Below are 22,863 nucleotides of genomic sequence, written 5' to 3'. Positions count from 1 at the left end.
ATTCACACGCATTGATTCTCTGATACCGAGTGGCTCACCAAACGGGGTCCTACCAACTCCATACTGGGTCGTCAATAATTGCAACTACAGTAAAATTGTTGGTGCCGGCAAGAAAATTGTTGGTGCCCGCAAGGCGATGATCGCTTCCTGGCGCTGGCAGACCTCACCCAAGAGCAGTGCGGCATCTTCACATCAGCCCAGGCCGCCAATTCGAGCGTAAATGTGCAACCCCACAAGCGGTGGGCAGACCGATTTATCCTCACCGCATCAGACGTGGCGTGGACCTGATCTGCTCCTCATGATCACTTCCGTGCACGGTCGACGCCGCAGACGCCCTGTGCGCACTGCGGGCCCACCAGACCCGTTGCGCGTTTTTCACCCACACGCTTGCGCCGCTGGACCGAACTCGACCGCCGGTGTTCACGCAATCGCGTTCGACAACGCGGCGTCGAAATGCGAGCGTCATGCGCTCGACGACCATGGCAGAGCTCAGTTGCACACTGTCTCTATGGCTATCACCGCCGCTCAAGGGCTCGCCAGTAACGGGATAGCCACGGAGAACGCAATTTCCGCGGCGCTCGACCGCCCCCAAACGAGGTGTTTCGCACGGCAAAACCGTTGTGTTGTTTTACTTTGTGAGTCATAATGTGAGACATGAATGTGAAGCGATTGCCCGTGACTCTCGATAGTGACGATCAGGCCGAGCTAGCCGTATTTTCCGATCCTGATCGTCTTGAATCGGGCATCTTGCGTGAGTGGGCGCAGCAGCATCACATCACCGTCCGTGACAATTCCGAGTCGGGAATTGTCCGTGCACTGCTGCGTGCAGGTGCGGAGTCACTTCGTGAGAAGGCGCTCGCGGCTGGCTATGCCGAGCTTGCGAAGGATCAGGCAGAGGGGCTGGGTGAGCAGCGAACGCGCCGTAATCGCTACGCCGAGCGTGTCGACCAGGCCTACGGCGAATGACGGCCGCGCTTCGCGGGCAGATCTACTGGTTCGACATGGGGCACGGCGAGAAGCCGTGGGTGGTGGTGTCCAACAATGTCCGGAATCGCAACTTGGACACAGTCCTCGCCGCCCGTGTGACCACCACACCGAAGCCCGGTGTTCCGACGGCCGTCCCTCTCGGGGCCGCGGATCCTCTCGTTGGTTCGATCCTGGCGGATGACCTCATCCAGCTCTTCGACGACGAGATCGCCGCGAGCAGGCCTGCGGGATCGCTCTCCCCCGCGACCGTGGTCAAACTGAACAAAGCTCTTGCGATCGCACTTGGGCTGCCCTGACGAACCGACCGAACGACTGTGACGTTGGTTTCGGGAGAGGTTCTTTCGCTAGGTTTTGCGCAGCCTGCCGGTGATTCGGTATCTCCGCGAGTTCGATCGGGTCTAGGTGCAGGGTCGAGGCAGAGGAGGGGCGGTTCATCAGCTGGCTGATGAACCGCCCCTCGTTTCCTTCTCTAGCTCAAGGCGAGCTCTCGTGGCTCTCGGCGACGAGTGAGTAATCCCTCGCCATGCGCTAGGCCGCCCCCGACTCAGCCGCCAGACGGTCGGATGAGTCCGAGTTCGGTTCCGTCAGCTCAGCCCACATCGGCTGGGCTTGAAACCAACCCGAGAAGTGCCCGCCGGTCTGCATACGGACCTTCAGCGCCGATTCACGGTCGATCGGTTTCGGGGTGCCGGCCGCCATCGCCAGCAATTGCGCCTGGCATGCGCGGTCCATCGATACGAACCACCACACCGCCTCGGCCACCGACTTGCCGACCGTGATCAGGCCGTGGTTCTGCAGGATCGCGGCCTTGTGATCGCCCAGTGACTCGGCGATCCGCTTGCCCTCCTCGACATCGTTGGCGACACCGCCGAATTCCGCGTACAGGCCGTGGTCTTCGAAAAACGCGCACGCGTCCGGGGTGAGCGGGTCCAGCGGGATCCCGAGCGTGGAGAAAGCCCTGCCGTGCAGCGCGTGCGCATGGGCGGAAGACACGGCATCAGGCCGTGCACGGTGCACCTCTGCGTGAATGACGAAGGCCGGGCGGTTGACGTGAAAGCGCCCCTCCAAAACGTTGCCGTCATGGTCGCAGCGGACCAGGTCCGCCGCCGTGATCCGAGAGAACGCCATGCCGAACGGGTTGACCCAGAAAGTGTCCGGTTCGCCGGGGTCTCGTACCGTGATGTGCCCGGTCACGCCCTCGGAGAATCCGAGCCGGCTGAAGATCTTGAAGCCATCGGCCAGTTGCTCTTTTCGGTACTCGCGCTCGGCGTCGACCGAGTCGAAAGTCGGTGGCAGCGGGAACGGCAATTCGCGGTCGGCGAATCCGACCGCCTTCTCAGCGCGTTCACGCGGCCTGGGATCCGTTGCAGTGATGGTCATGGAGCGAGTTGCCTTTCTCAAAGAAACTATCTGTGCGGGAGTGCCGCCGCCGAAACGAAAGGGCGGCGGGCGGTGATGAATCGGACGTGGGCCGCGATCGCAGCCCGCTAGGCCAAGAAGGCTCAGATCATGCCGGCGGTCGCTGGCTGCGCCTCGCCTGCAACCGCCACGTCGACCTGCCGACGAGCGTTGGACAGTGCAGTGATCGTGCAGGTCCCTAGTGGTCCGGTGCGGTCGTAGAGGCTCGCGGTCCCGACCGCGATCCCGTTCGCAGATACGTTGTCCCAGGCATGTAGGCCCAGCTCTGGCCCCTCAGGTAGCCGGGACAGGGTCATGGTGACATCGGTGTTGATGTAGCCGACCCCCGCTGTACCCCAGTTGCACACCAGGTTGGTGAAGTCGGCGACGACCGCCGAGCGCTCGAACGTGGTGATCGGCATCCCGTCCACCAGAGGCGGGATGTTGTTCCACACGGTTTTGCGGTGCGAGTTCAAGCCGGAGGTAAAGCTGTGCGTCCACTCGCCGGCCCCGGATTTGAACAAAGGCATCGAGCCGTCCGCGTGGTCAAGGCGGGCGTCAGGAACAGGCATGTCATGGATAGGTCGCCAGATCTCCCCGGGCGGTTCGGCGGAGGCGATCAGGAACTGCGCGGTCGCGCGGGCCCGGACCTGGTTTCGCTGAACGATGTGCGCGTCGGCCACCCGGATACGGTTGCCATCCCCGACGACCGCGCTGCGCAGTTCGATCGGCTCGTCGAGAACCGGGCTGAACATGTCGACCGCGAACCGGGCAGGCACGAACTCTATTCCTGGACTGCAGGTCTCCAGCCCATGCGCCAACAGTCCACAGACGACAGTGCCGGACAACTGAGTGGCGCTCCAGGCGCTCAAGGACTTGCGGCCAGGGATGTACCGCCCGTTCTCGCACGTGAAGAACGCGGCCATGACGTCTCCTCCGTCGGAGACGGGGGTACCGGCGTGCCCGGGCCGGCGGTTTTCTACAGCCATGGCGAGGGGGTGCCGCGGCCGCCCTGCCCGCCGTCGGGAGCGATCGCGGCGATGCGCTCGAGGTCCTCTACGGTCAGCGCAATGTCACCGGCTGCGATGTTCTGCACGACGCGGTCGGGGTTGCGCGAGCCCGGAATCGGGACGATGTAGTCGCGTTGAGCAAGAGTCCAGGCCAGTGCCAGCTGCGAGACCGTCATGGCTTGGGCGTCGGCGAGTTCGGTGAGCTGGCCGACGATGCGTGCGTTGGCGTCATAGTTGTCGGCATTCCACCAGGGCATGAGGGTACGGAAGTCGGTCGGGTCGTAGTCGCGAGCCGGTTTCGCTGTGCCGGTGAGGAATCCACGCGCCAGCGGGGAATAGGCGACGAATCCGATGCCGAGCTCTTCCAGCAGCGGGAACAGGGGCTCGGCATCCTGAGCGAAGATCGAGTACTCGGTTTGCAGAGCCGAGATCGGGTGTACCGCATGAGCTTTGCGGATGTCTTCGGGCGGCGCTTCGGACAGGCCGAGGTATTTCACCTTGCCGGCGTCGACGAACTCGGCCATGGTGGCGACGACATCCTCGATCGGTACGGCGGGGTCGACTCGGTGCTGATAGAGCAGATCGATACTGTCCACTCCCAGGTTGCGCAGGCTTGTCTCGACCACCTCGCGGATGTGCTCGGGGCGTGAGTCGGTCCCGAAGCGGGGGGTGAACCCGAACTTGGTGGCGATCACCACCTCGTCACGAAATGGCGCCACCGCGCGGCCGAGGAGTTTCTCCCCCTCTCCCCAGCCGTACATCTCGGCGGTGTCGAAGAAAGTCACGCCGAGATCGTGCGCACGGCGGATCGCGGCGACCGATTCGGTGTCGTCGCTGGCTCCGTACCCGACTACCGTGCCCATCGATCCGTAACCTACCGCCGAGACGGTCAGTCCTTGCGTTCCCAATGCCCTGTCCTGCATGTATTGCCCTCCTCCGTTGCCAAACCAAACCGTTTGGTGTGATGCTAACTCCGAATCCCGAAAACGGCAAACCAACCGTTTGGTGCGATATGAGGAAGGGCGCTTCAACATCTTGGCCAAAACAAATAGGACGACTTGGTATGGTTTTCCGAGTGTCGTCCTCGTCTCGCATCGATTCGTCTCGTGACCGCATTGTCGAAGCGGCCACGGCCGAATTCGCGCGGTACGGGATCGCCGGTGCGCGCATCGATCGGATCGCGAAATCTGCCAAGACCAGCAAAGAACGGGTCTACGCCTACTTTCGAAGCAAAGAAGCGCTCTATCGCTTCGTCGCCGCCCGCGAGCTCGACGCGGTAGCCGAAGCGACGCAGTTGGACCCCGCCGATCTGCCCGGCTACGCAGGACGGGTCCACGACTACTTCGTCGCCAACCCCGACAACCGGCGCATAATGCGTTGGGGAGAGCTCGAATTCGTCGGCACCGACGACGCCGCCCGGGAAACGGCCCGGAACAAGACGGCGAAGCTCCGCCGCGCACAACAGGACGGCCTGCTCGATCCCTCATGGGACCCGCTCGACGTCCTCGTCTTCGTCAGCCAGCTCGCATCGGCCTGGGCCGACCAGCCCGGCCTGCCTACTACCAAGAGTGTGCGCGATGAGTTCCTGGCGGACCGCCGCGCAGCCATCGTCGCCGCGGTCGAGCGGCTGTTCCCCGCCACGACGATCGCGGACCAACCGTGACAGTGGACTGACGACCTCCCTCGACGCCACACTTGGTCCAAGTACTCTTGTCATCTCAACTGGCAATTGCTACCGGCACACCGTCGAGTCCTCGGTCGCGATTCGCCCGCCCGCGCCAACTCGAAGCTTTCGCCGGACCGCACAACCGGCCAGAGATCCCGTCCTGATTTGATGTAGCTCAGCCGGTACAAGGGAGTGCATCACGTGCAGTTGAGCAAAGGGCAGAACGCCCCACTCGATCAGGCCGAGGTCGTTGTGCGCTGCACATGGCACAAATGCCCCGCGATCGACGCCGACTTATCGGCGCTCCTGCTCACCCCCGACGGGAAGGTGCGCGGCGACTTCGATTTCGTGTTTTACAACCAGGCCGAGTCCAGAGACGATTCCACTCACCACGGAGGCAAACGTAGTGCCAGAACATCGGTGGAGGACCGCATCACAGTGGACCTGTACCGCCTCGATCAGGAGATCGAGCGCATCGTGATCGTCCTCAGTCTCGATGCGCCTACCCCGGCAACTCTCGCGGACCTGGGACAGGCAGACATCGCCGTCCATGGAGCAAGCGGTAGCGCACTCGCTACGTTCATTATCGACGACTGGAGCAGCGAAACTGCGGCCGTCACCGTCGAAATCTACCGCCGCGACCACCGCTGGAAGATTCGTGCCGTCGGTCAGGGCTACCACGACGGACTCGCCGGTCTGGCCCGCGATTTCGGTGTCACCGTCGACGACGCCCAAACATCCGAACCCGCTTCCTCACCCGTAGTCCACGGCCCACCGCCAATCGACTGGTCCAACCCGCCCGTCCCCGCCGGATACGAACTGTAGGAGTACGAACTGTAGGAGCCGATCATGGGTTTCAGAATCCGCAAAAGCATCCAAATAGCTCCCGGAGTTCGCGTCAACGTAAGCCGCAGCGGCATCGGCTACTCCGCAGGCGTCAAGGGCGCCCGAATCACCAAACACGCCAACGGCCGCGTCAGCCGAACCCTTTCCGTGCCCGGTACCGGGCTCTCGCATCAAACGACGATCGGGGGCAACAGATCCCGACCGACCAGCACATCCGCTCCCCGCCGCCGAACTCCCACTGCCGCGGCGACGCCTGTACCTCAACTCCCACCTCCACCGCCGGCGCCGGTGATGCCGCCGCCCCATGCGACGGCCTGGGAACGTGAACTGTTCCAGATCCTGCACTCACGGACACCAGCCGACTACATCGGCGTCGCGCAACGGCACGGGCACATCGCCCCGAACATACGGATCCTCGCCGCAGCATTGGAAGGCTTGCTGCACTTCGAATTCGCCGACACCAACCCCGCCGCCGCCCACCGAGCACGTTCACTCCTCGGATGGGTCGTCGCCCAACACGTCGACCTGTCTACGGATCCCTTCGTGCAGAAATATCTCCCTGAACGCAGGTGGCCGGTAGAAATAGTCCACGGCGTCACAGCTGCCCTGCGCATCAGCGACGACGTCCTCATCCTCGCCGCCGCCGAATTGCACCAAAGCGCCGACGACCTCCCCGCCGCAATCTGGACAGTCGAATACGCGACCCCGACAGCCCACGCAGCACTCTCGCTGGCGGATCTCTACAGTTCCGCCGACCGGCACCAAGACGTTGTCGATCTGACCAACGGCATCACCAACGAGGACGACGCCACCGCGCTACTGTTCGCACTGCGCGGGCGAGCATTCGCTCAGCTCGGATACAACGACGCTGCGCGCGAAGGTTTCAAAGAAGCACTGCGAGTCCGCTCCCGCGCCTCCGAGGTGCGCCACCGCGCTCTCCTCGAACGCGCCCAGGTCGATCTCTCCCAGAACCGGAAAGCCGCCGCACGCAAGGGCATCGAAAAAATCCTCGCCGAAGACCCCACCTACCCAGGACTCCAGGAAGCACTCGCAGCGCTACCCTGACCATGCCGATCGCGGCAAATCCTGTCGACGCAGTCGTTCCCCCAACGCCGCGACTGCCTTCTTCACCGTGCATCCCCCGCCCCACTGCGTTGGCGATCGCCCTCACAACGCAGAACGCGGGTTGATTAGATTCAGCGCAGCCGATCAATAACACACCACAAACAGTTCGGCCGTCTTCGCATCCCATTGCACCCGGCCCAGCAAGGGAGACTCAAAGATGAGGACGTCCCAAGACCGACCTGGCTCTGATCTGTGCCCTACAGGTCAAAGCGGTGCGAGTTGGGTAACGCCGAATTCGGTCTTCTGGATCTGGCGCTTGCACATTTCACCGGCGGGTACCCGCGCGACCCCGACATCGACTCACGACCGGCACCCGGTCGCGGTGCTCCTCATATCCCCTGAACTACCGGTGGTGCACTACTGACCGCTGTCGGTCCAACAAATCGCCACGTCTCTCGGGCTGGTTCATCGATCGTGACGAGATAGTCGAGGACCATCATGCGAGCGCTGTCGAGATCTCGCGTTCCGTATGTCTGCGTGTACCCGTAACCTTCAATGTGGAGCTCGAGCCCATTCTGTCGGCGCCATCCACGCCACCATTGTCCTCTGCACGTCCACCGGCTCATCGTCACGTGTATCGCTGCCCCAGATGCCAGTCTGTCAAGTCCAGCACGGGAGTCGGACTACGAAACCATCTCCGCAGACGCACTAAGGCTGCCGACTTCTGTCAGCGGGGCCTCGACGCATAACCTGTCTGCGGTCAAACGCCTATCCTGCCAGACTAAGTAGGTTCGTACCCCGGCTTCGAAGCGGCACCCCGACAGTCTCGAGGGAACTGGCGACCTCACCCAACGATTTCTCTCAGGCACTGTGCGCCACGTACTCGTGGATTCAACCTCGCGAAGATGTCGTGAAGCATTAGATCGTCGACCGGTTCGAGTACCCGCCATGTTCGTACGCTCACCATCTTCGGCTCGATCGAAGGCGGAGCGGGACAGCGGCGGCTCCGGGGGTTTGGACAAGCCGCATTCGGATACGAATAGTCCTGTCCGAGAATGCGATCCGAGGAATCTGTGGACAATAGCGGTCCGACCTATGACAGCATTCGCCCATGAAGTCCAGATGCGTTGCAGCGCAGTATATGCGGACTCCAACACGACACAATACAAGTTATCGGCAATGAGTTTTCGCACTCGGATCGCAAACTCGAAGTACTATCTGGCATTTTGAACGCGGAAATTGGATATCATTTCATTGCTGCGGCGATTCTGAGTGGTCAGTTCGGCCGCGCAAGGCCTGCCCTCCGGCTGTGCACTCGCCGGGGGTGGGCCTCTCCAAACGCTCGCGCCGCCATGTTGAGCCATAGGCACTATGGACGCGCTGGCGAAGTGCCTGCCTAGTACTTGAGCACCGTATGCAACCGCCAATCGTGATTCGGCCCCATACTCGAGAAGTAGTATCCCTCGTGCACGTTCGCCCTTGCCGGCTCGACGTGCGCGGCCCGCCTAGGTGTTGCTGACGAACACTGAGGGCGGGCCATCCGGCGAATGAAGAACTCCGTTCACGCGCACAGGAATCGGCGGCCCTCCCGCGTCTCCCACAGTCCGGCGTCGAATCTCGTCGAGAATCTGCTTGTTCGACAATTGCTGCAACGACATTCGTGTCGGCGACAACGGCACGTTTTCGTCTTCAGTCATGAACCCGGAGGCAATCAACACCTCCTGCACAGGCGCATCGAACAACGCTGCCACACGCCGCAGTACCTGCGGCGTTGGGGACCGAGCGATCCTTGTCCACTGGCGCATCTGGGATGGATACACACCGAGCGCCCGAGCTGCTTCCTCTGGACTTTCATAGCCGCGGACCACGATCTGGTCTCGAACCCAAGCTGCGAATCCTGAAGCCATGGGCGTTATTTTCCCACGGAATTTCTGAATATTCGCGCAGCGAAACAGTTCGAATGCTTCGCGCTCGGATCAGTTATCGCCATGTGCTGTGAATGAATTGGGGATAGTTCAACACTCAAGTATCTGTAACTCCGCGTAGACTGGTATCGGAACCCTCGGATCCGTAGATTTTCGTCGGCGGCATCGCTCGAACCCCCAACTTCGGGTATGGCGTATGCCCTGCCGACGCGATCTCCCCCCAGATAGTCGGCAGGGCACCATAAACGGTGCGCCGCTTCCGCCTCGGTTCTCGGCGCACCCCGGGCCGCCAGCGTGCTGATCACACACTCGCTGGTGGCCCTTTGACCACCCCTGGATCTCGAAAATGCCCGACGCGATTGAGGTTTGATCTTCCCCTCATGCGGTAGACAGCTGCCGCGGCAGCTCGACGCCGGTAACACGGTCAGCCACGCTGCTCAGTCCCGAGCTGACAGCGCTCGCCTCGATCGCGCCGACTAAGATCTTCCACGGGTCGGGACCCGGACAGCGAGAGTTGTATTAGCTGATGAAAAACGGTGCATACTGCACGCAATGCCGACGCTGCAGCAGTGTGGTTTACGACGGCCCATGGATCTCGCCGGCCGAACGGCTGAGACTGCAGCAAGATCACCGAAGTTCCTGTCCTGCGGATGTCATTCTGATCCGAGAGTCGCTATCGACGTCGTCTCGGGTTTGCCACTGCGAACTCACGCATCTCGCGGCCCGCCTAACTGCGACAGAGGGCGAAGTCGGAGATGAAAAGACCTGGAGGTTACGATACGGCTACCGTTGCAGGTATGGTCGGATTGTAAACGTATAGCGATGCTGTTGTTCGTTTACCAGCCCTAACGGTCCCCTATCTTGTGTGGCCGTCAGGGTTGCCCTTTTGCGGAATGAAAAAGCCCGGGTCTAGTTACTCTTGGCAACTATCTGCGACCGGAAACCTGCAGAATCTAACGGGCCTCGAAACGGAGATGTCGTGAAACGAAAAGCACTGTGCCTCGTAACCGGAGCTCTCGTCATCGCCTTCGTGAACCGATCACTCGGTTCGGTGGCAACGACTCAGCCCTTCGGCGTACCTCTCGGGCACCGCCTCGTCCGCTGAAGACCCAACAGAGCCCACCCACCGCTGCTGCGGGGCCAACCAACTCGGCCCAGTTTATTCGGCCAATCACGCCGTATGAAACACCAAAAGACGCCCCACCGAATCCCGGTAGGGGCGCCCATTTTTTACAGAACGGTGAAGCCGCTTCGTGTGAAGATAGTGGTGCCGAACTGGCTGATTCCGTTGTACTGAACCTTCACCCCGTCCCCGGCGGTCAACGGGTAGCCGACTGCAGTTCCGCCGCGAACGTCATAACCCCCGATATCGGAACTGTTATTCACCGCATCGCCATTCACGAGGATCCGGATTGCAGACCTACCGTCCGAGCGACAGTTCACATTGGCCGTGAGGATGGCGCGCGGATGACTCTTCTAAACCACGGAGGAAGTGCCATCCATGACGGTGCCAGGATTAGGCGCAAACACGAGGTCGGACCATCCCACGGGGCGGAGTCTGATCAACTTCGGTGCCGCCGATAGCCACGAGCTGATCCTCCGCTGAGATTCGCCGTGCTGGCGTTGTCGCTCCGACACCACAGCATCAACCTGGCCTCGTCACGCCCCGACCCTTCCTTCGGGGATGGCGCGGATCCGAGAACGATAGCTCAACAGGGCCTCACCGACATGTCGCTTGAACGCCGCACTGAAGGCACTTTCGGAGGAGTACCCCAGTTCACGTGCAAGCGAACGGATTCATGCATGGACTTCGGATCAGGTTGAGCGTCGAGTGTTGTGATCGACGAGTCATGTTGACTGTTAGGCGATTTGGTGTGATTTGGTCGAAGATTCAGCCGTGGCTGCTGCGCGGACTTTGTCTGCGATGACCTTTCTGAGTTCGTCTATGCTGAAGTCCGAGACATTAGCTGCGGGCGACCTGCCACTCGTCGTGAGCTTCGATTGACCACCGCGGTCGCCAATCTCAGGAACGCGGCATAATTAGGGAAGATTTCTACGACTGTCTGGGCTCATTCATCACAACACCGCGGATCGCGATATGCGCCTGAATGGGCCGAACTGGCGGAAGCGGATGTCGACGTGACCTGCCCGAAGCCCACTGCCGTATGGCCTCGGTCATTGACCGCAGAGGAGAATCCGAAGTGTCATCGTCCTTGCGTGTTGGTGCCGCGAGGTGCTACTGAGCTCTAGGGGCTTCTGGATTCCGGAACTCTCGATGCTGATGGTGCGCAATGAAACTGGTCCCCTCTCGTTGGACATGGCGAGCGGGAATTCTGCACTCGAATGGCTCTGGCAGCGAAGGCGAGGCAGAAACATCCCGGTTTTCGCCAGGTAGAATGGCATTGTGCAGATCCGGTATGCGACTCCTCGTGGCGAGTCCGGTGCCATGATCACGAGTAGCGACCCGACGGAGGAAGCGGGTGCATCTACTCGGTTTCACGAGCCGTCGATGATGTTCTTCGGAGAAAATCTGCGCCCGGGTGGCACGAACGGCTACACCACCTCGTGGGGTACGAATTCTCACGGCAAACTCGCCGGCTGCCCGCCTTCTCATCATTGACAGCTCCCGCCTTCCTGACCTGATTTCACAGCAATTCGGGCGGGAAGTGTCCATCGTGGTGCTGTCGCTTTGCCTTCTGTGACCGGAATTGCTCCTGCGTGGGTGGTTCACCAAGCGCATCTCCTTTCCTCATGTGTTGGGAGGTGCGCAAGGCCTGAAAGTCAGTGATGACCTCCCCTTTCTCCCGTTTACCGTTGTTCTCCCGCGGGTCTTGGCCCGAAACTCAACGCGTCACCGCGGTGCTCCGCAAGGAAACCGTGGGTGGTGTCCTCCTGCTCATCGCTGCGGCCACCGCTCTGATCTGGGCGAATACTCCTTGGTCGGATGCATACGATTCGTTGCGTGACTTCACCGTCGGCCCATCGAGTCTGCACCTGAACCTTTCGCTAGGGGCGTGGGCAGCGGACGGATTGTTGGCGATCTTCTTCTTCGTCGTCGGTCTCGAACTCAAACGCGAATTCGTCGCCGGTGATCTGCGCGACCCGAGGCGTGCGGTGCTTCCGGTGATGGCCGCGATCGGCGGCATGATCGTTCCTGCCCTCATCTTCGTGGCGATCAACATCAATGCCGGCGGCGGCGCGTTGAACGGATGGGCGATCCCGACAGCAACCGATATCGCGTTCGCTGTCGCGGTCCTCGCCGTCGTCGGATCTCACCTTCCGACAGCGCTACGTACGTTTCTGCTCACGCTGGCCGTCGTGGACGATCTGTTGGCAGTGACGGTGATCGCGATCTTCTACACCGATGATCTCAACTTCACCTACCTCGAACTTGCGTTGATTCCGTTGGCGGCGTTCGCTTTTGCAGTACAGCGGCGGATGAGCAGCCCGTGGCTTCTCATTCCCCTCGCGTTGGCGACATGGTGGTTGGTGCACGAGTCCGGAGTGCATGCAACTGTCGCCGGCGTGCTCCTGGGATTCACCGTTCCTGTACTGCGTAGCCAGGCAGCGGGCGGGCCGGATGCCGGCCCGGGGCTCGCGGAGTACTTCGAGCACCGCATCCGGCCACTTTCCGCCGGGCTGGCTGTCCCGGTGTTCGCGTTCTTCGCCGCAGGCGTGACCATCGGTGGTCTCACCGGATTCGTCGATACACTCGCCGACCACGTCGCCCTCGGTATTGTCGCTGGCCTCGTGGTCGGAAAAGTGGTCGGCATCGTGGGAATAAGCTACTTGACCGCGAAGTTCACGAAAGCCGAACTCGACAATGATCTGACGTGGTGGGACGTACTGGGGGTCGCGATGCTCGGCGGTATCGGATTCACGGTCTCGTTGCTGATCGGTGAGCTCGCGTTCGCCGGCGACGCCGTGCGCGGAGATCACGTGAAGATCGGGGTACTCACCGGCACCATCATCGCAGCAGTGTTGGCGTCGATCATCTTACGGCTGCGCAACCGCACCTACCGTGTCATCGAAGAACGAGAGACCCGCGACGACGACAACGACGGTATCCCCGACATCTACCACCACCCGTGACAGCCCCGCAGCAACACCGAACCCCGACGATGCGAAGGACGAACCTTTGATGACACACGGAGGACCTCGTCTCGGGAGAGAACATCTTCTTCACCGCCACCGGCTTCGCAGACAGTTCACTACTGCGCGTTGATGCGTCGTGTACAGACGGATCATCTGTTCAACTACTACGGCGGGTTGACGCGCACGGAGTCCATCGTGATGCACAGCAAATCCGGGACCACAGCACCGATGTCACTGAGAAAACGCCTCCGAGGTCATCTCGGGCGCCTCACCGAAACCGAGATCTCCACGCGAGCGGCGAGATCTCGATTTCGGTGGGCGGCAGACGCCTACAATCGAGGTGGAAGGCGACCTCTGTTTTGCGTTCGATGTTCTGCTGGTTGATCGGATGCGTTTCGACTGCCGTGGCGGATGCCCAACTTTCGGTGATCGTCGGTTACTGTTGCGCACGGTGTGCCGGGAAGTCTGGTCGGCGACAGCTCAAGGCTGTCCCCTTCGGCCAGGAGAACCATGAACCACCTCACCCCCCAAACCTCAAGCAGCACACCCACACCGCCGCAACTCGAATCAGGTTTTCGCTGCCCCGGCGACGAACTGCAACTACACACAGCGGCCCGCAAACTCCTGCTGACATGGTCACTGCCGTGGGAACTTCGACGAGTACACACCTCACTCGGCAACACCGTGATCCTGACAACCGGCACTGCCTCACCCCTACCACCGGTCGTGCTCGTCCCCGGCGCAGGGCTCAGCGCAGCAACGATGGAAGCCGCGGTCACCGAAATCGCTTCTACCCGCAAAGTGTTCGTCGTCGATGTTCCCGGCGAACCGGGAATGAGTGCCGCTCGGCGCCCCGCCTCCGCGGACCTGGCTCACTACGGCGACTGGCTCGACGAGGTCACCGACGCACTCGGTGAGAGATCCATCGTGCTGATAGGCCATGCCTTGGGCGCCGCCATAGTCCTTTCCTCCACACCACATTCACGTGTTGCGGGAACAGTTCTGGCGAACCCAGAGAGGCTTTCCCGGTCCGGCTGGAACGCCTGGGGCGCGGCGCGGCGCTTCCTGTGGCGCCGAAGCACAGACATCGATGCAGCGCAGCATTACCTCGAACACATCACCGGACCACACTTCGTGCCCTCCGCCGCCCTGGTGACGTGGTTCTGCAACGTCGGCGCCTACTGCCACCCCACCCCATCACGTCCACTACTCGGGAGAGACCGGATCGACATCTGGACCCGACACACCCCCGTAACTGCCGTAGTGGGCAGCGATGATCCCCTCGCTCCCCGACGGACCGTCAACAGGGTTTTCCGTGAGCACCCTGTCTCGATGGTCGAACTAAGCGGTGCAGGTCACCTGACACCCGTCGAACATCCATCGCACCTCGCGCACGTCCTCCGAGAGCACGAACTACTCACTCGGCGGCCTGCGCACGGTCGGTGAAAGCTGAAGGGCACCCCCCCTTGTGGGAAAACCCAGCTCACACTGAGGCGACCATTAAGCTACGCGCACAGAACCGAATGGAAACGAGGTGGGACGCGTCTCTCGGAACAGGTTTCGGTCACGTTTGACCCGATCAGAGACACTCACCGACCGCCCCGACTTCGCCCTGGTCGGTGTGCTTCGGGTGCCGGGAATACAGAACAGTCCCGGCACTGCCATCCTCCGCCGAATCGGATATGCACTTACCGCGCTGGCGCTCGTTGTCGTGGTGGTCTATCTCGACCGTGACGGATACTCCGACACCCAGGGTGACGACCTGTCGCTCCTCGACTGCATCTATTACGCCACCGTGTCCCTGTCGACGACCGGCTACGGAGACATCGCACCAGTCACCGATCAGGCACGACTGATCAACGTCCTCGTCATCACGCCACTGCGGGTGTTCTTCCTCATCGTTCTGGTCGGTACTACCCTCTCCGCACTGACGGAGTCTTCGCGCCAAGCGTTCAAGATTCAGCGCTGGAGGCGCAGCACCCGAAACCACACCATTGTCGCCGGATACGGCACCAAAGGACGCACAGCGGTAACCGCGATACTCGGTGACGGAGTTCACCCCTCCGACATCGTGGTCGTCGACACCGACCCCGTCGTCCTCGAGCGAGCCATCGGACAGGGATTGGTGACAGTGCACGGTTCGGCAACGAAATCCGATGTACTACGACTCGCCGGCGCCGATCGCGCCTCGTCGATCGTCGTTGCCACCAACCGCGACGACACCGCCGTATTGGTGACGCTCACCGCTCGGGAAATAGCCCCTGATGCCAGGATTGTCGCCGCCGTACGTGAATCGGAGAATACCCAACTGCTGCGCCAATCCGGCGCGAACTCTGTCGTCGTCTCCTCCGAGACCGCGGGCCGACTCCTCGGTGTGTCCACCACAGCCCCGACTGTGGTGGAGATGATCGAAGATCTCCTCACCCCGGAAACCGGGTTGGCAATCACCGAACGCGAGGTCCATCCCTCCGAAATCGGCGACTCCCCACGTCACTTGTCCGACATCGTGCTCGGGGTAGTGCGCGGTGGGCACCTTCACCGGGTGGGCGGTCCTGACATCGACACCGTGCAGCAAGGCGACAAGCTGCTCTACGTTCGACGCGTACCGTCCTGAAGGTTCCATGTCTCCCGCATATTCACTCTGGGGACGGCTTGCGGAACACGGTTCGGTTTGGTCCACACGTAGTGAACGTATCTGCCCGACAGTGACACCTGATTCAGCGTGATTTCTCCCAGCCGGCGGCCCCTGTGCCTGGTCCCCGCTTTTCGAAATACCGGCCACGGGTACCTGTAGTAGGCGCGACGAGCAGCAGGGACGGAAAAGATGCACAGTTTCGCACTGATCGCGACCATCCTCTCTATCACTGCCCTCGCGGGATTGCTCGCCACCCGGCTTCGGCAGCCCATGATCGTCGCCTTCATCGGGGTGGGGATCGTGGTGGGCCCGGTAGGAACGGGCTGGGTCGTCGCAGACAGCACCATCGAACTCCTCGCCCGCATGGGCATCGCTGTCCTGCTCTTCCTCGTCGGGCTTCGACTCGACATGCACTTGATTCGCATGACCGGTTCTATCGCCGTGGTCACCGGTCTCGGACAAGTCGTGTTCACCGCGGCGATCGGTTATCTCCTGTGTATCGGATTCGGGATGGACGCCGTCGCCGCTCTGTATGTCGGATTGGCTCTGGCCTTTTCCTCGACCATCATCATCGTCAAACTGCTCTCCGATACCCGGGAACTCGAGCAACTTCACGGACGCATCGCTGTAGGGCTGCTGATCGTTCAGGATCTCGTCGTCATCCTGGTGATGATTGCCGTCAACGCGTTCGGTCGCACCACCGACAGCACAGTGGCAGCAGCCGTCGCCGGGACGGCGTTGAAGGGACTGGGATTGCTTGCGGCAATCGCGATTCTGATGAAGTTCGCCTTGCCCTGGCTGCTGAGACAGGTAGCGCGGTCGCAAGAACTGTTGGTGCTCTTCGGGATCGCTTACGCAGTCTCGGTCGCGACCGTGACCGAGGCTCTCGGATTCAGCTCCGAAGTCGGCGCATTCCTTGCCGGTGTCTCGCTCGCTGCAACGCCCTACCGAGACGCGCTCGGAGCCCGCATGGTGAGTGTGCGCGACTTTCTGCTGCTGTTCTTCTTCCTCGATCTCGGCGCAGGATTGGACGTCGCGGAAGCAGCGGGTCACATGCCGCAAGTCGTGATGTTGTCCCTGTTCGTTCTCGTTGGTAAACCGCTCATCGTCATGGTGATCATGAGCGCCAAGCGCTATCCGATTCGTGTCGGATTCGCCACCGGACTCCCTCTTGCCCAGATATCGGAATTCTCCCTGATCCTCGCGGCATTGGGCTTGAGTCTGGGACACATCACCGCGACCACAGTCAGCGTCATCACGGTGACAGGCCTGGTGACCATCGGCGGATCGACCTACCTGATTCTCTACTCCCGTGCGCTCTACCAACGGTGCGAACGTTGGCTACGAGTATTCGATCGGGCAGGGAACCGACGTGAAGAGCCGACACAGACAAATCCCGAGGTCGACATCGTCCTCTTCGGCCTCGGGAGATTCGGTCGCCACATCGCCGATCAACTCAGCAGCACCGGCCACCGCGTACTCGCAGTCGATTTCGACCCCCAACGACTCGCTGCGAACGAACGCGACAGAGTCACCGTGGTCTTCGGCAGCGCCGAGGACCTCCATTTCCTTCAGACCCTGCCCCTGCCACAAGCCAAATTCGTCATCAGCACCATCGCCCTCGCCGACGTCAACACCGCCCTCCTCCACGGACTCCACCACTACGAATATCAGGGCCATGTACTGATGACCGCGCATACACCACACGACGCCGAACTCCTCAGCCGAGCCGGAGCCGACCTCGTCCTAGAACCCTTCTCCTTGGCCGCCGAGAAAGCCGACGAAATCCTTACTCGCCTCACACGAAACGACGAACACCACACCAAAAGTCACGACGCCACACCAACCGAGCAGGATCCGGCCGAACCAGAATAGAACCCGATCCACAACACACGTCCATCGATCACAACATTCAATTTCCTTGTTTCGCAGCACTTTCCGAACGAACAACAATCGAAGAAGACTCCGCATGACGGGTGCTCACGCCAGGGCGCGATGGACTCGGAACCCACCTGAGACCTCACCACCTACACCGGACTTCGAAAGTCACCCGAGCGGAAACGGAAAAATTGACGGGACCGAGCTCGCGGGGTCGATCGTGCTTCGTGGTTCACCCGAACCGTGGCCGTCATGGTGCATCGGACGCTGCAGCCCTGGAAGGCTACGTGAACAGGTCCCCGGTCGCGAACCGGTGGAAGTACCGCGCGAAGATTCGGGCTTCTTCCGGTGGCCAGCCGCTCAGACTTTCGCTAATACGTGCGGCCAGGCGCCTCCGAAGTTCGTCCACAACCTCTTCGCCGCGCGAAGTGAGCACCAGGAGGGTAGCTCGCTGGTCGGCGGTGTCCTGTTCACGACGTATGAGACCGGCCTTTTCCAAGCGGGATGCGCGACGCGTCACGACGGAGCGATCCACTCCGACATCCGGTGCGAGGTCCGCGGCGCTACGAGGTCCGGTCCGTGCGAGCCCACTCAAGACCGGGTAGGTCGTTTCGTCCACTGCTTCACCCAGATCTGCGGTCAACGCCGTGTAGATCCGGCTGCGGGTGGTGCGCCGCAGAAGCAACCCCAAAGCGTCGGCGACCTCACGTCCACCTTCGTCGTCCATGAATGAAGGATAGCGTGCATCACGCACGGATAGGCTGCTACCGTGAGACAGGTGCGTGCGCATTGCACGCTTTATGTGGCAATCACTCCACCGAAGGACCTCATGAACCGCACCGGCATGCATGCCGCCCTCACCGACCTGATATTTACCCCCGAACTCGACCTACACGATGCGGTCGACCGCCATTTCAGCCCGACTTACCAACAGCGCACCGACGGCGAGTGGAGCAACCGCGAACAATTCGTCGAACACATCGCCCACCTCCGGGAAATTGTGGCCTCCGGGTCCATCGAGATCCACGACGAACATCACGATCACAACCGTTATGCCGACCGCCACACCGTCGACATCACCAAAACCGACGGCACCACCGTACGAATGGAGGTCTACGCCTTCGGAGAACTCGCACCAGACGGCCGCTTCAACCGCATCGAGGAGGCCACACTCATGCTGTGCGGGCCCGACTCCGACCGGAACCTCGGCCGCGCCCGCTAGGACGAGACCGTCTCCAGCTCAGCGTTTCGGCGCCGGACACTGAATGAGCGCTAACGTGGGAGGTGCCGCAGGGACGGCACCGGAAGCTGAGCCGAAGACGGAGGGCGATCCGATCAGTACGAGCTATCGCCGTCGTCGTCAGATGGCCGTTCACGCGGGAATTCCGGCCGAGGCCCACTGCTAACTCGATACGAGCAGCGAGATCGTCGATCTCCGCATTCAGCAAAACCAGAAACACTCGCGCCGGCGCGGTTCGAAGGCCCTGCAAGCGGCCTGCACGCTCGTTATGACGCGACCAAGGCAGAAAGACTCTCGTTCGCCATACGTTCAACGAGCAGAGGAACGAAATCTCGTATCCGGTGCCCGACGAAATGAGCATGGGCAGACGCGACAGCCTCGGCTACGACATCCGCCGACACCGCGGGGTACTTCGCGGTCAGACGTGCACGCGTCTGCGCAATCAGGCGATCTTCCTCGTCGTTTGTCATCTACCAATGATGAGCCCGCTCCTCCGGCACGTCCACAGGAGAAGCTCCTCAGGATACGACTCACTCAGCCACGCCAGTAACGACCGCAGGCCTTCTGCGTAGTGGTGAAGACTGGCAGGTGACGTGGAAACGAATGCGACGAGGACCCAAGTTGCTCATGTCCGTATCGTCCGATTTTGCTAGACTGATTGATCCCTGTTCAATTTCCGTCAGCTCCTTCGAGGAGGAAGGGCCATGGACACCAGCGACAAACCCTGGCCGCCTAAATGTAGGCGGCTGCGATGAACGAGATCGTCGTCAACATAGTGCTGGTGCTGGCTTTCGTTCTGATCGGCGGAGGGTTCGCCGCCACCGAGATTGCCCTGGTGTCGTTGCGCGAAGGGCAGATTCGGCGGTTGGAGCAGCGAGGAGGGCGTGGCGCTCGGACTGCAGCGCTCGCCCGTAATCCGAACCGTTTCCTCTCCGCCGTCCAGATCGGGGTGACGGTCGCCGGTTTTCTCTCCGCCGCGTATGGCGCCTCCACTATCGCTCCGGCCGTTTCTCCCGCTCTCCAATCGTGGGGGCTTCCGCCTGCCGCGGCCTCGATCACGGCTTTGGTCGGCACCACACTGGTGATCTCGTATCTGTCATTGATCTTGGGAGAACTGGCCCCCAAACGTATTGCGCTGCAACGCTCCACCGGAGTCTCGTTGCTGACCGCACCGGCGTTGGACCGGTTCGCAACAGTGATGCGGCCCGCGATCTGGTTCCTGTCCCTCTCAACGGACCTGTTGGTACGGTTGGTGGGCGGTGACCCGAAGATCAAGGGGGAAGCCATCACTCACGAAGAGTTGCGCGATCTGCTCATCGGTCACAACGCAATCGCCGAGGACGAGCGCCGTATCCTGTCCGAGGTTTTCGATGCAGGACACCGATCTCTGGTAGAAGTGATGCGACCGCGCACCGATGTCGATTTCCTTTCCTCCGATACCGCGTTGCCGCTGGCAAGGGAACGGGCATTGCAGTGGGGGCACAGCCGGTATCCGGTCGCGAACACCTCCTATGACGACATCGTCGGGTTCGTGCATCTTCGCGACCTCCTCCTCGCCGACGAACGCGCAGTAGCCACTGTCTCCGATGTGTCGCGTCCTGTTCTGCACCTTCCGGGATGCAAACCTGCATTGGCTGCCCTGACCGACATGCGCCGCGAGAATCTACAGATCGCGATCGTCGTCGACGAGTACGGGGGTACCGCGGGGATCGTCACCCTCGAAGACATCGTCGAGGAGATCGTCGGCGAAATCGGCGACGAGTACGACGAACCTGCAGCGTCCCCGGTATCCCCGATCCCGAAGCGTCAACGAGTCGATGGTTTGCTTCTCGTGGACGATTTCGAGTCCGTCACCGCGATCACGCTTCCGGCAGGTCCGTACGACACCGTGGCAGGATTCATGCTGCACCGACTCCAGCGTGTCCCACAACTCGGTGACACCGTCATTTTCGAGGGGCACCGGCTCACCGTCAGCACCCTCGACGGTCGCCGCATCTCGGGCATCCGGGTCACTCACCCACACTCTGCGACGCACGGACAGGTAATCCAATCGACCCAGTAGGTTCCGCAGCAATCTCCTTATGGGGCGACGCTCTTGTCGGGTGAACGCTCACCGACAATGCGCATTCCTCACAGCTTCCGTTTCGGTGGGTGGAGATCACAGTTCGTCGTAATGCCTCGAATGTCGGCACTGAGATCGCAGAAAACGTGCGCATGCCCGGCGAGCAATGCGTCGGTCTCGCATTGAATCTCATGATGCTGGCGGGCGATGGCGTATCTGATGACGGCGCTGCGTCGATCGATCCGCATGACCTGGGCGGCAGCCGATTCGTCGTCGAGCGTTGTGGCCGCTATCCGGTCATAACCGATCAGAAGTCGCTGATGGGCAAGAGCCACCGGCGCATCCTCGGCCAGCAACACCGGCAGTACGTCGCGGTCGATTCGTTGCAAGGGATAACGGAGAATCCGATAGCCGAGACGCATGACCGCTCGCGCGGAGTCGCTACACCAGGTCACTGCGGGCTCTGAGCGGTCTGGGCAAAAAGGGCGGAACCCTCGTCGGGCATAACAGGCCTTTCCGCTGGGGCAAATTGCTTTGGCACTCTGCGTACCCGCAGGCCTGTTCGTCAAACGGCGCCGAGCTCACTGCTCTCACCTCGTTCGTGGCCGATAAGGGGTGATCGTCTCGCTGGGAGTGCTCCGGCAATGGGCGCGGTATGCCACTGGCTTTCGAATAGACCCTGGCAGATATCGCGAGCGCCACCCCTCCTGGGCCGAAATACCCGTTGGGTGTCCCCTACTGACCTCGAGCGTCCCGACCAGCCACCGGGCTCTCGGCGGGTCGACTCGCATAATCCGGCACCCGGGGTGTCGTCGAGTATCGACGCTGTGGTGCGTCTATGGGGGAACGGACGCCAGATCGCTTCGAAGGGTGTTGCTGCCGGCCGAGATTCCCGGAGATGAAGGTGGGGGTTGTGAGCCGACGCAATCTTCGACGGTTGTCGATTCGATCGGCAGTTCCTAGGATCGATAGCACAGGAGATGGAAACGAACCTCGGGCGCTCGTACTGAGGTGGTTTCCCATCGGCGACGGTTCCGATACCGGACAAGGAGCGGACCATGAGCCCGCAACCGATCTTCGCGGACGGGATCTACCGTAGCTCGGACTCCGGGCTTCCGATCCGCCGTTGGTGTCGAGAACGCCTGCAACAGTGGAGTGTTCCGCATTCTCTGATGTCTTTCAAGACATCGCTGGGCCGATGCACGGTTGTCTGCGCCGGCACCGGCATAGCGTTACCGCCGGTGGTGATTGTCTCGGGTTCGGGTTTGAATACCGCGACGTCCTTACCACTCGCCTTCACGTTGAAAGCACGTAGACGACTCTTTCTCGTCGATCTCCCCGGCCAACCGGGGCTCAGTTCCGCGCACGGCCCCCGCACGGACACTTCTCGACGTACGGAGCCTGGCTGAGCGAGTTGCTTCCTCGGTTGACCGCCGAACCGGTCGTGATCGTCGGACACTCGATCGGCGCTGCCGCGGCACTTGCCTGCTCCCCGTCACCGCAGGTGGCGGGGTTGGTGCTGGTCAACCCGCTGGGTTTCGTCTCGATGCACCATTCGTCGATGTTTCGGGCTCTACGGTTGAGATGGTCGATCTTTCCGTCCACGGAACACAGTGAACAATTGCTCTCTCAACTTCTTTCGCCGGGATTTGTTCCGGACACGACACTCATCAGTTGGTATTGCTTGCTCGGGGAGCACTGCGTCGGATTGCGCTACGACCATCCGCTGCCCCCGACAACGATCCACAGGTGGGCAACTGCCGGAACTCCGGTCGCTGTGGCGGCGGGGTCGCACGACCGGTTCCTCACTGCCGATCGTCTTCGGGGGCCGGTGCGCTCGCTTCTAGGTGTGGAAGTGCAGACGATCCACAATTGCGGCCATCTCGCTGTGCGCGAAGCACCGTCCGCGGTCGCGGCGATAGTGGAGGCGATCACCTCCACCAGCAGATGAGGTGTGCCTGCTCCAAAGCATTCTCTGCCGAACATGCCGACGTCACGAGGAATGGGCCCCGGTTGTGAGGGGCTGTGCTGCCAGTCTCGTTTCCGTAGAATGAAC

Annotated in this window: 23 protein-coding genes and 1 pseudogene; 16 read left to right on the top strand and 8 right to left on the bottom strand. The window is 61.5% G+C overall.

Going from position 1 to position 22,863, the window contains the following annotated elements; translation table 11 throughout:
- The first annotated feature begins 654 nt into the window (after positions 1–654).
- Together ACKAMS_RS31945 and ACKAMS_RS31940 are read left to right on the top strand one after the other, a co-directional pair.
- Positions 655–966 carry a hypothetical protein gene (locus tag ACKAMS_RS31945; RefSeq protein ID WP_218681493.1) on the top strand — a complete coding sequence of 104 codons (312 nt, stop codon included), beginning with the start codon at positions 655–657 and terminating at the stop codon, positions 964–966.
- Positions 963–1,283, top strand: coding sequence for a type II toxin-antitoxin system PemK/MazF family toxin (locus ACKAMS_RS31940; protein ID WP_218681492.1), 321 nt, complete (start codon positions 963–965; stop codon positions 1,281–1,283). Before ACKAMS_RS31945 ends, ACKAMS_RS31940 begins: the two co-directional genes overlap by 4 nt.
- Before the next feature lie 232 nt (positions 1,284–1,515).
- Here the strand turns inward: ACKAMS_RS31940 and ACKAMS_RS31935 are convergent, their stop codons facing one another.
- From ACKAMS_RS31935 to ACKAMS_RS31925, 3 genes are all read right to left on the bottom strand, one after another.
- Positions 1,516–2,367 carry a class II aldolase/adducin family protein gene (locus tag ACKAMS_RS31935; protein ID WP_218681491.1) on the bottom strand — a complete coding sequence of 284 codons (852 nt, stop codon included), beginning with the start codon at positions 2,365–2,367 and terminating at the stop codon, positions 1,516–1,518.
- A gap of 122 nt (positions 2,368–2,489) precedes the next feature.
- Positions 2,490–3,374, bottom strand: coding sequence for an acyl-CoA thioesterase domain-containing protein (locus tag ACKAMS_RS31930; protein ID WP_256938795.1), 885 nt, complete (start codon positions 3,372–3,374; stop codon positions 2,490–2,492).
- Entirely contained in the window at positions 3,365–4,318 is a 954-nt protein-coding gene (locus ACKAMS_RS31925; protein ID WP_218681490.1) for an aldo/keto reductase, read from the bottom strand. Before ACKAMS_RS31925 ends, ACKAMS_RS31930 begins: the two co-directional genes overlap by 10 nt.
- 152 nt (positions 4,319–4,470) lie before the next feature.
- Here ACKAMS_RS31925 and ACKAMS_RS31920 point away from each other — a divergent pair, with 152 nt between their 5' ends.
- From ACKAMS_RS31920 to ACKAMS_RS31910, 3 genes are all read left to right on the top strand, one after another.
- Positions 4,471–5,058, top strand: coding sequence for a TetR family transcriptional regulator (locus ACKAMS_RS31920; RefSeq protein WP_308252561.1), 588 nt, complete (start codon positions 4,471–4,473; stop codon positions 5,056–5,058).
- 204 nt (positions 5,059–5,262) lie between these two features.
- Positions 5,263–5,886 (top strand): TerD family protein, encoded by a 624-nt coding sequence (locus ACKAMS_RS31915; protein ID WP_218681488.1) that lies wholly within the window; start codon positions 5,263–5,265, stop codon positions 5,884–5,886.
- Between the two features lie 24 nt (positions 5,887–5,910).
- Positions 5,911–6,972: a DUF4236 domain-containing protein gene (locus tag ACKAMS_RS31910; RefSeq protein ID WP_218681487.1), complete on the top strand. Its 1,062-nt coding sequence runs from the start codon at positions 5,911–5,913 to the stop codon at positions 6,970–6,972.
- A gap of 1,505 nt (positions 6,973–8,477) precedes the next feature.
- Here the strand turns inward: ACKAMS_RS31910 and ACKAMS_RS31905 are convergent.
- Positions 8,478–8,879 carry a helix-turn-helix transcriptional regulator gene (locus ACKAMS_RS31905; protein WP_218681486.1) on the bottom strand — a complete coding sequence of 134 codons (402 nt, stop codon included), beginning with the start codon at positions 8,877–8,879 and terminating at the stop codon, positions 8,478–8,480.
- A 997-nt stretch (positions 8,880–9,876) separates the two neighbouring features.
- Here ACKAMS_RS31905 and ACKAMS_RS31900 point away from each other — a divergent pair.
- On the top strand, positions 9,877–10,002 hold the full coding sequence (locus tag ACKAMS_RS31900) for a hypothetical protein (protein WP_256938794.1): 126 nt from the start codon (positions 9,877–9,879) through the stop codon (positions 10,000–10,002).
- Positions 10,003–10,127: 125 nt separating this feature from the next.
- Here the strand turns inward: ACKAMS_RS31900 and ACKAMS_RS31895 are convergent, their stop codons facing one another.
- Together ACKAMS_RS31895 and ACKAMS_RS31890 are read right to left on the bottom strand one after the other, a co-directional pair.
- On the bottom strand, positions 10,128–10,283 hold the full coding sequence (locus ACKAMS_RS31895; protein ID WP_218681485.1) for a hypothetical protein: 156 nt from the start codon (positions 10,281–10,283) through the stop codon (positions 10,128–10,130).
- 474 nt (positions 10,284–10,757) lie between these two features.
- A pseudogene (locus ACKAMS_RS31890) lies at positions 10,758–10,957 on the bottom strand (IS256 family transposase); the annotation flags it as partial.
- Between the two features lie 727 nt (positions 10,958–11,684).
- Here ACKAMS_RS31890 and nhaA point away from each other — a divergent pair.
- The 4 genes from nhaA to ACKAMS_RS31870 all read left to right on the top strand — a co-directional run bounded on the left by nhaA (position 11,685) and on the right by ACKAMS_RS31870 (position 17,502).
- Complete coding sequence (gene nhaA / locus ACKAMS_RS31885; protein WP_218681484.1) at positions 11,685–12,989, top strand: Na+/H+ antiporter NhaA; 1,305 nt, start codon at positions 11,685–11,687, stop codon at positions 12,987–12,989.
- A 513-nt stretch (positions 12,990–13,502) separates the two neighbouring features.
- Positions 13,503–14,438 carry an alpha/beta fold hydrolase gene (locus ACKAMS_RS31880; RefSeq protein ID WP_218680997.1) on the top strand — a complete coding sequence of 312 codons (936 nt, stop codon included), beginning with the start codon at positions 13,503–13,505 and terminating at the stop codon, positions 14,436–14,438.
- A gap of 124 nt (positions 14,439–14,562) precedes the next feature.
- The gene (locus ACKAMS_RS31875; RefSeq protein ID WP_256938652.1) at positions 14,563–15,606 is read left to right on the top strand and encodes a potassium channel family protein; all 1,044 of its coding nucleotides are present in this window, start codon (positions 14,563–14,565) and stop codon (positions 15,604–15,606) included.
- Between the two features lie 210 nt (positions 15,607–15,816).
- Positions 15,817–17,502, top strand: a complete 1,686-nt coding sequence (locus ACKAMS_RS31870; RefSeq protein WP_408990022.1) for a cation:proton antiporter — start codon at positions 15,817–15,819, stop codon at positions 17,500–17,502.
- A gap of 286 nt (positions 17,503–17,788) precedes the next feature.
- On the opposite strand, the gene ACKAMS_RS31865 is transcribed toward ACKAMS_RS31870, so the two are convergent.
- Positions 17,789–18,232, bottom strand: coding sequence for a MarR family winged helix-turn-helix transcriptional regulator (locus tag ACKAMS_RS31865; protein ID WP_218680994.1), 444 nt, complete (start codon positions 18,230–18,232; stop codon positions 17,789–17,791).
- Positions 18,233–18,334: 102 nt separating this feature from the next.
- Here ACKAMS_RS31865 and ACKAMS_RS31860 point away from each other — a divergent pair, with 102 nt between their 5' ends.
- Both ACKAMS_RS31860 and ACKAMS_RS31855 read left to right on the top strand, forming a co-directional pair.
- Positions 18,335–18,727 carry a nuclear transport factor 2 family protein gene (locus ACKAMS_RS31860; protein WP_218680993.1) on the top strand — a complete coding sequence of 131 codons (393 nt, stop codon included), beginning with the start codon at positions 18,335–18,337 and terminating at the stop codon, positions 18,725–18,727.
- Positions 18,728–18,770: 43 nt separating this feature from the next.
- On the top strand, positions 18,771–18,911 hold the full coding sequence (locus tag ACKAMS_RS31855; RefSeq protein WP_218680992.1) for a hypothetical protein: 141 nt from the start codon (positions 18,771–18,773) through the stop codon (positions 18,909–18,911).
- A 100-nt stretch (positions 18,912–19,011) separates the two neighbouring features.
- Here ACKAMS_RS31855 and ACKAMS_RS31850 read toward each other — a convergent pair whose 3' ends face one another.
- Positions 19,012–19,215 (bottom strand): three-helix bundle dimerization domain-containing protein, encoded by a 204-nt coding sequence (locus ACKAMS_RS31850; protein WP_218680991.1) that lies wholly within the window; start codon positions 19,213–19,215, stop codon positions 19,012–19,014.
- A gap of 281 nt (positions 19,216–19,496) precedes the next feature.
- On the opposite strand from ACKAMS_RS31850, the gene ACKAMS_RS31845 reads away from it, so the two are divergent.
- The 4 genes from ACKAMS_RS31845 (at position 19,497) to ACKAMS_RS31830 (ending at position 22,758) form a co-directional block, all read left to right on the top strand.
- Positions 19,497–20,807, top strand: a complete 1,311-nt coding sequence (locus tag ACKAMS_RS31845; RefSeq protein WP_218680990.1) for a hemolysin family protein — start codon at positions 19,497–19,499, stop codon at positions 20,805–20,807.
- Positions 20,808–20,896: 89 nt separating this feature from the next.
- Positions 20,897–21,274, top strand: a complete 378-nt coding sequence (locus ACKAMS_RS31840; RefSeq protein WP_218680989.1) for a hypothetical protein — start codon at positions 20,897–20,899, stop codon at positions 21,272–21,274.
- Between the two features lie 591 nt (positions 21,275–21,865).
- The gene (locus ACKAMS_RS31835; protein WP_256938651.1) at positions 21,866–22,216 is read left to right on the top strand and encodes a hypothetical protein; all 351 of its coding nucleotides are present in this window, start codon (positions 21,866–21,868) and stop codon (positions 22,214–22,216) included.
- 5 nt (positions 22,217–22,221) lie between these two features.
- Positions 22,222–22,758 carry an alpha/beta fold hydrolase gene (locus tag ACKAMS_RS31830; RefSeq protein WP_372452364.1) on the top strand — a complete coding sequence of 179 codons (537 nt, stop codon included), beginning with the start codon at positions 22,222–22,224 and terminating at the stop codon, positions 22,756–22,758.
- The last annotated feature ends 105 nt before the right edge of the window (positions 22,759–22,863 follow it).

The organism is Rhodococcus sp. 5A-K4 (assembly GCF_046097995.1).
Lineage (GTDB): Bacteria > Actinomycetota > Actinomycetes > Mycobacteriales > Mycobacteriaceae > Rhodococcus_F > Rhodococcus_F erythropolis.
Note: the sequence above shows the minus strand (reverse complement) of the source record. Positions and strands in the feature narration are given on the sequence as shown.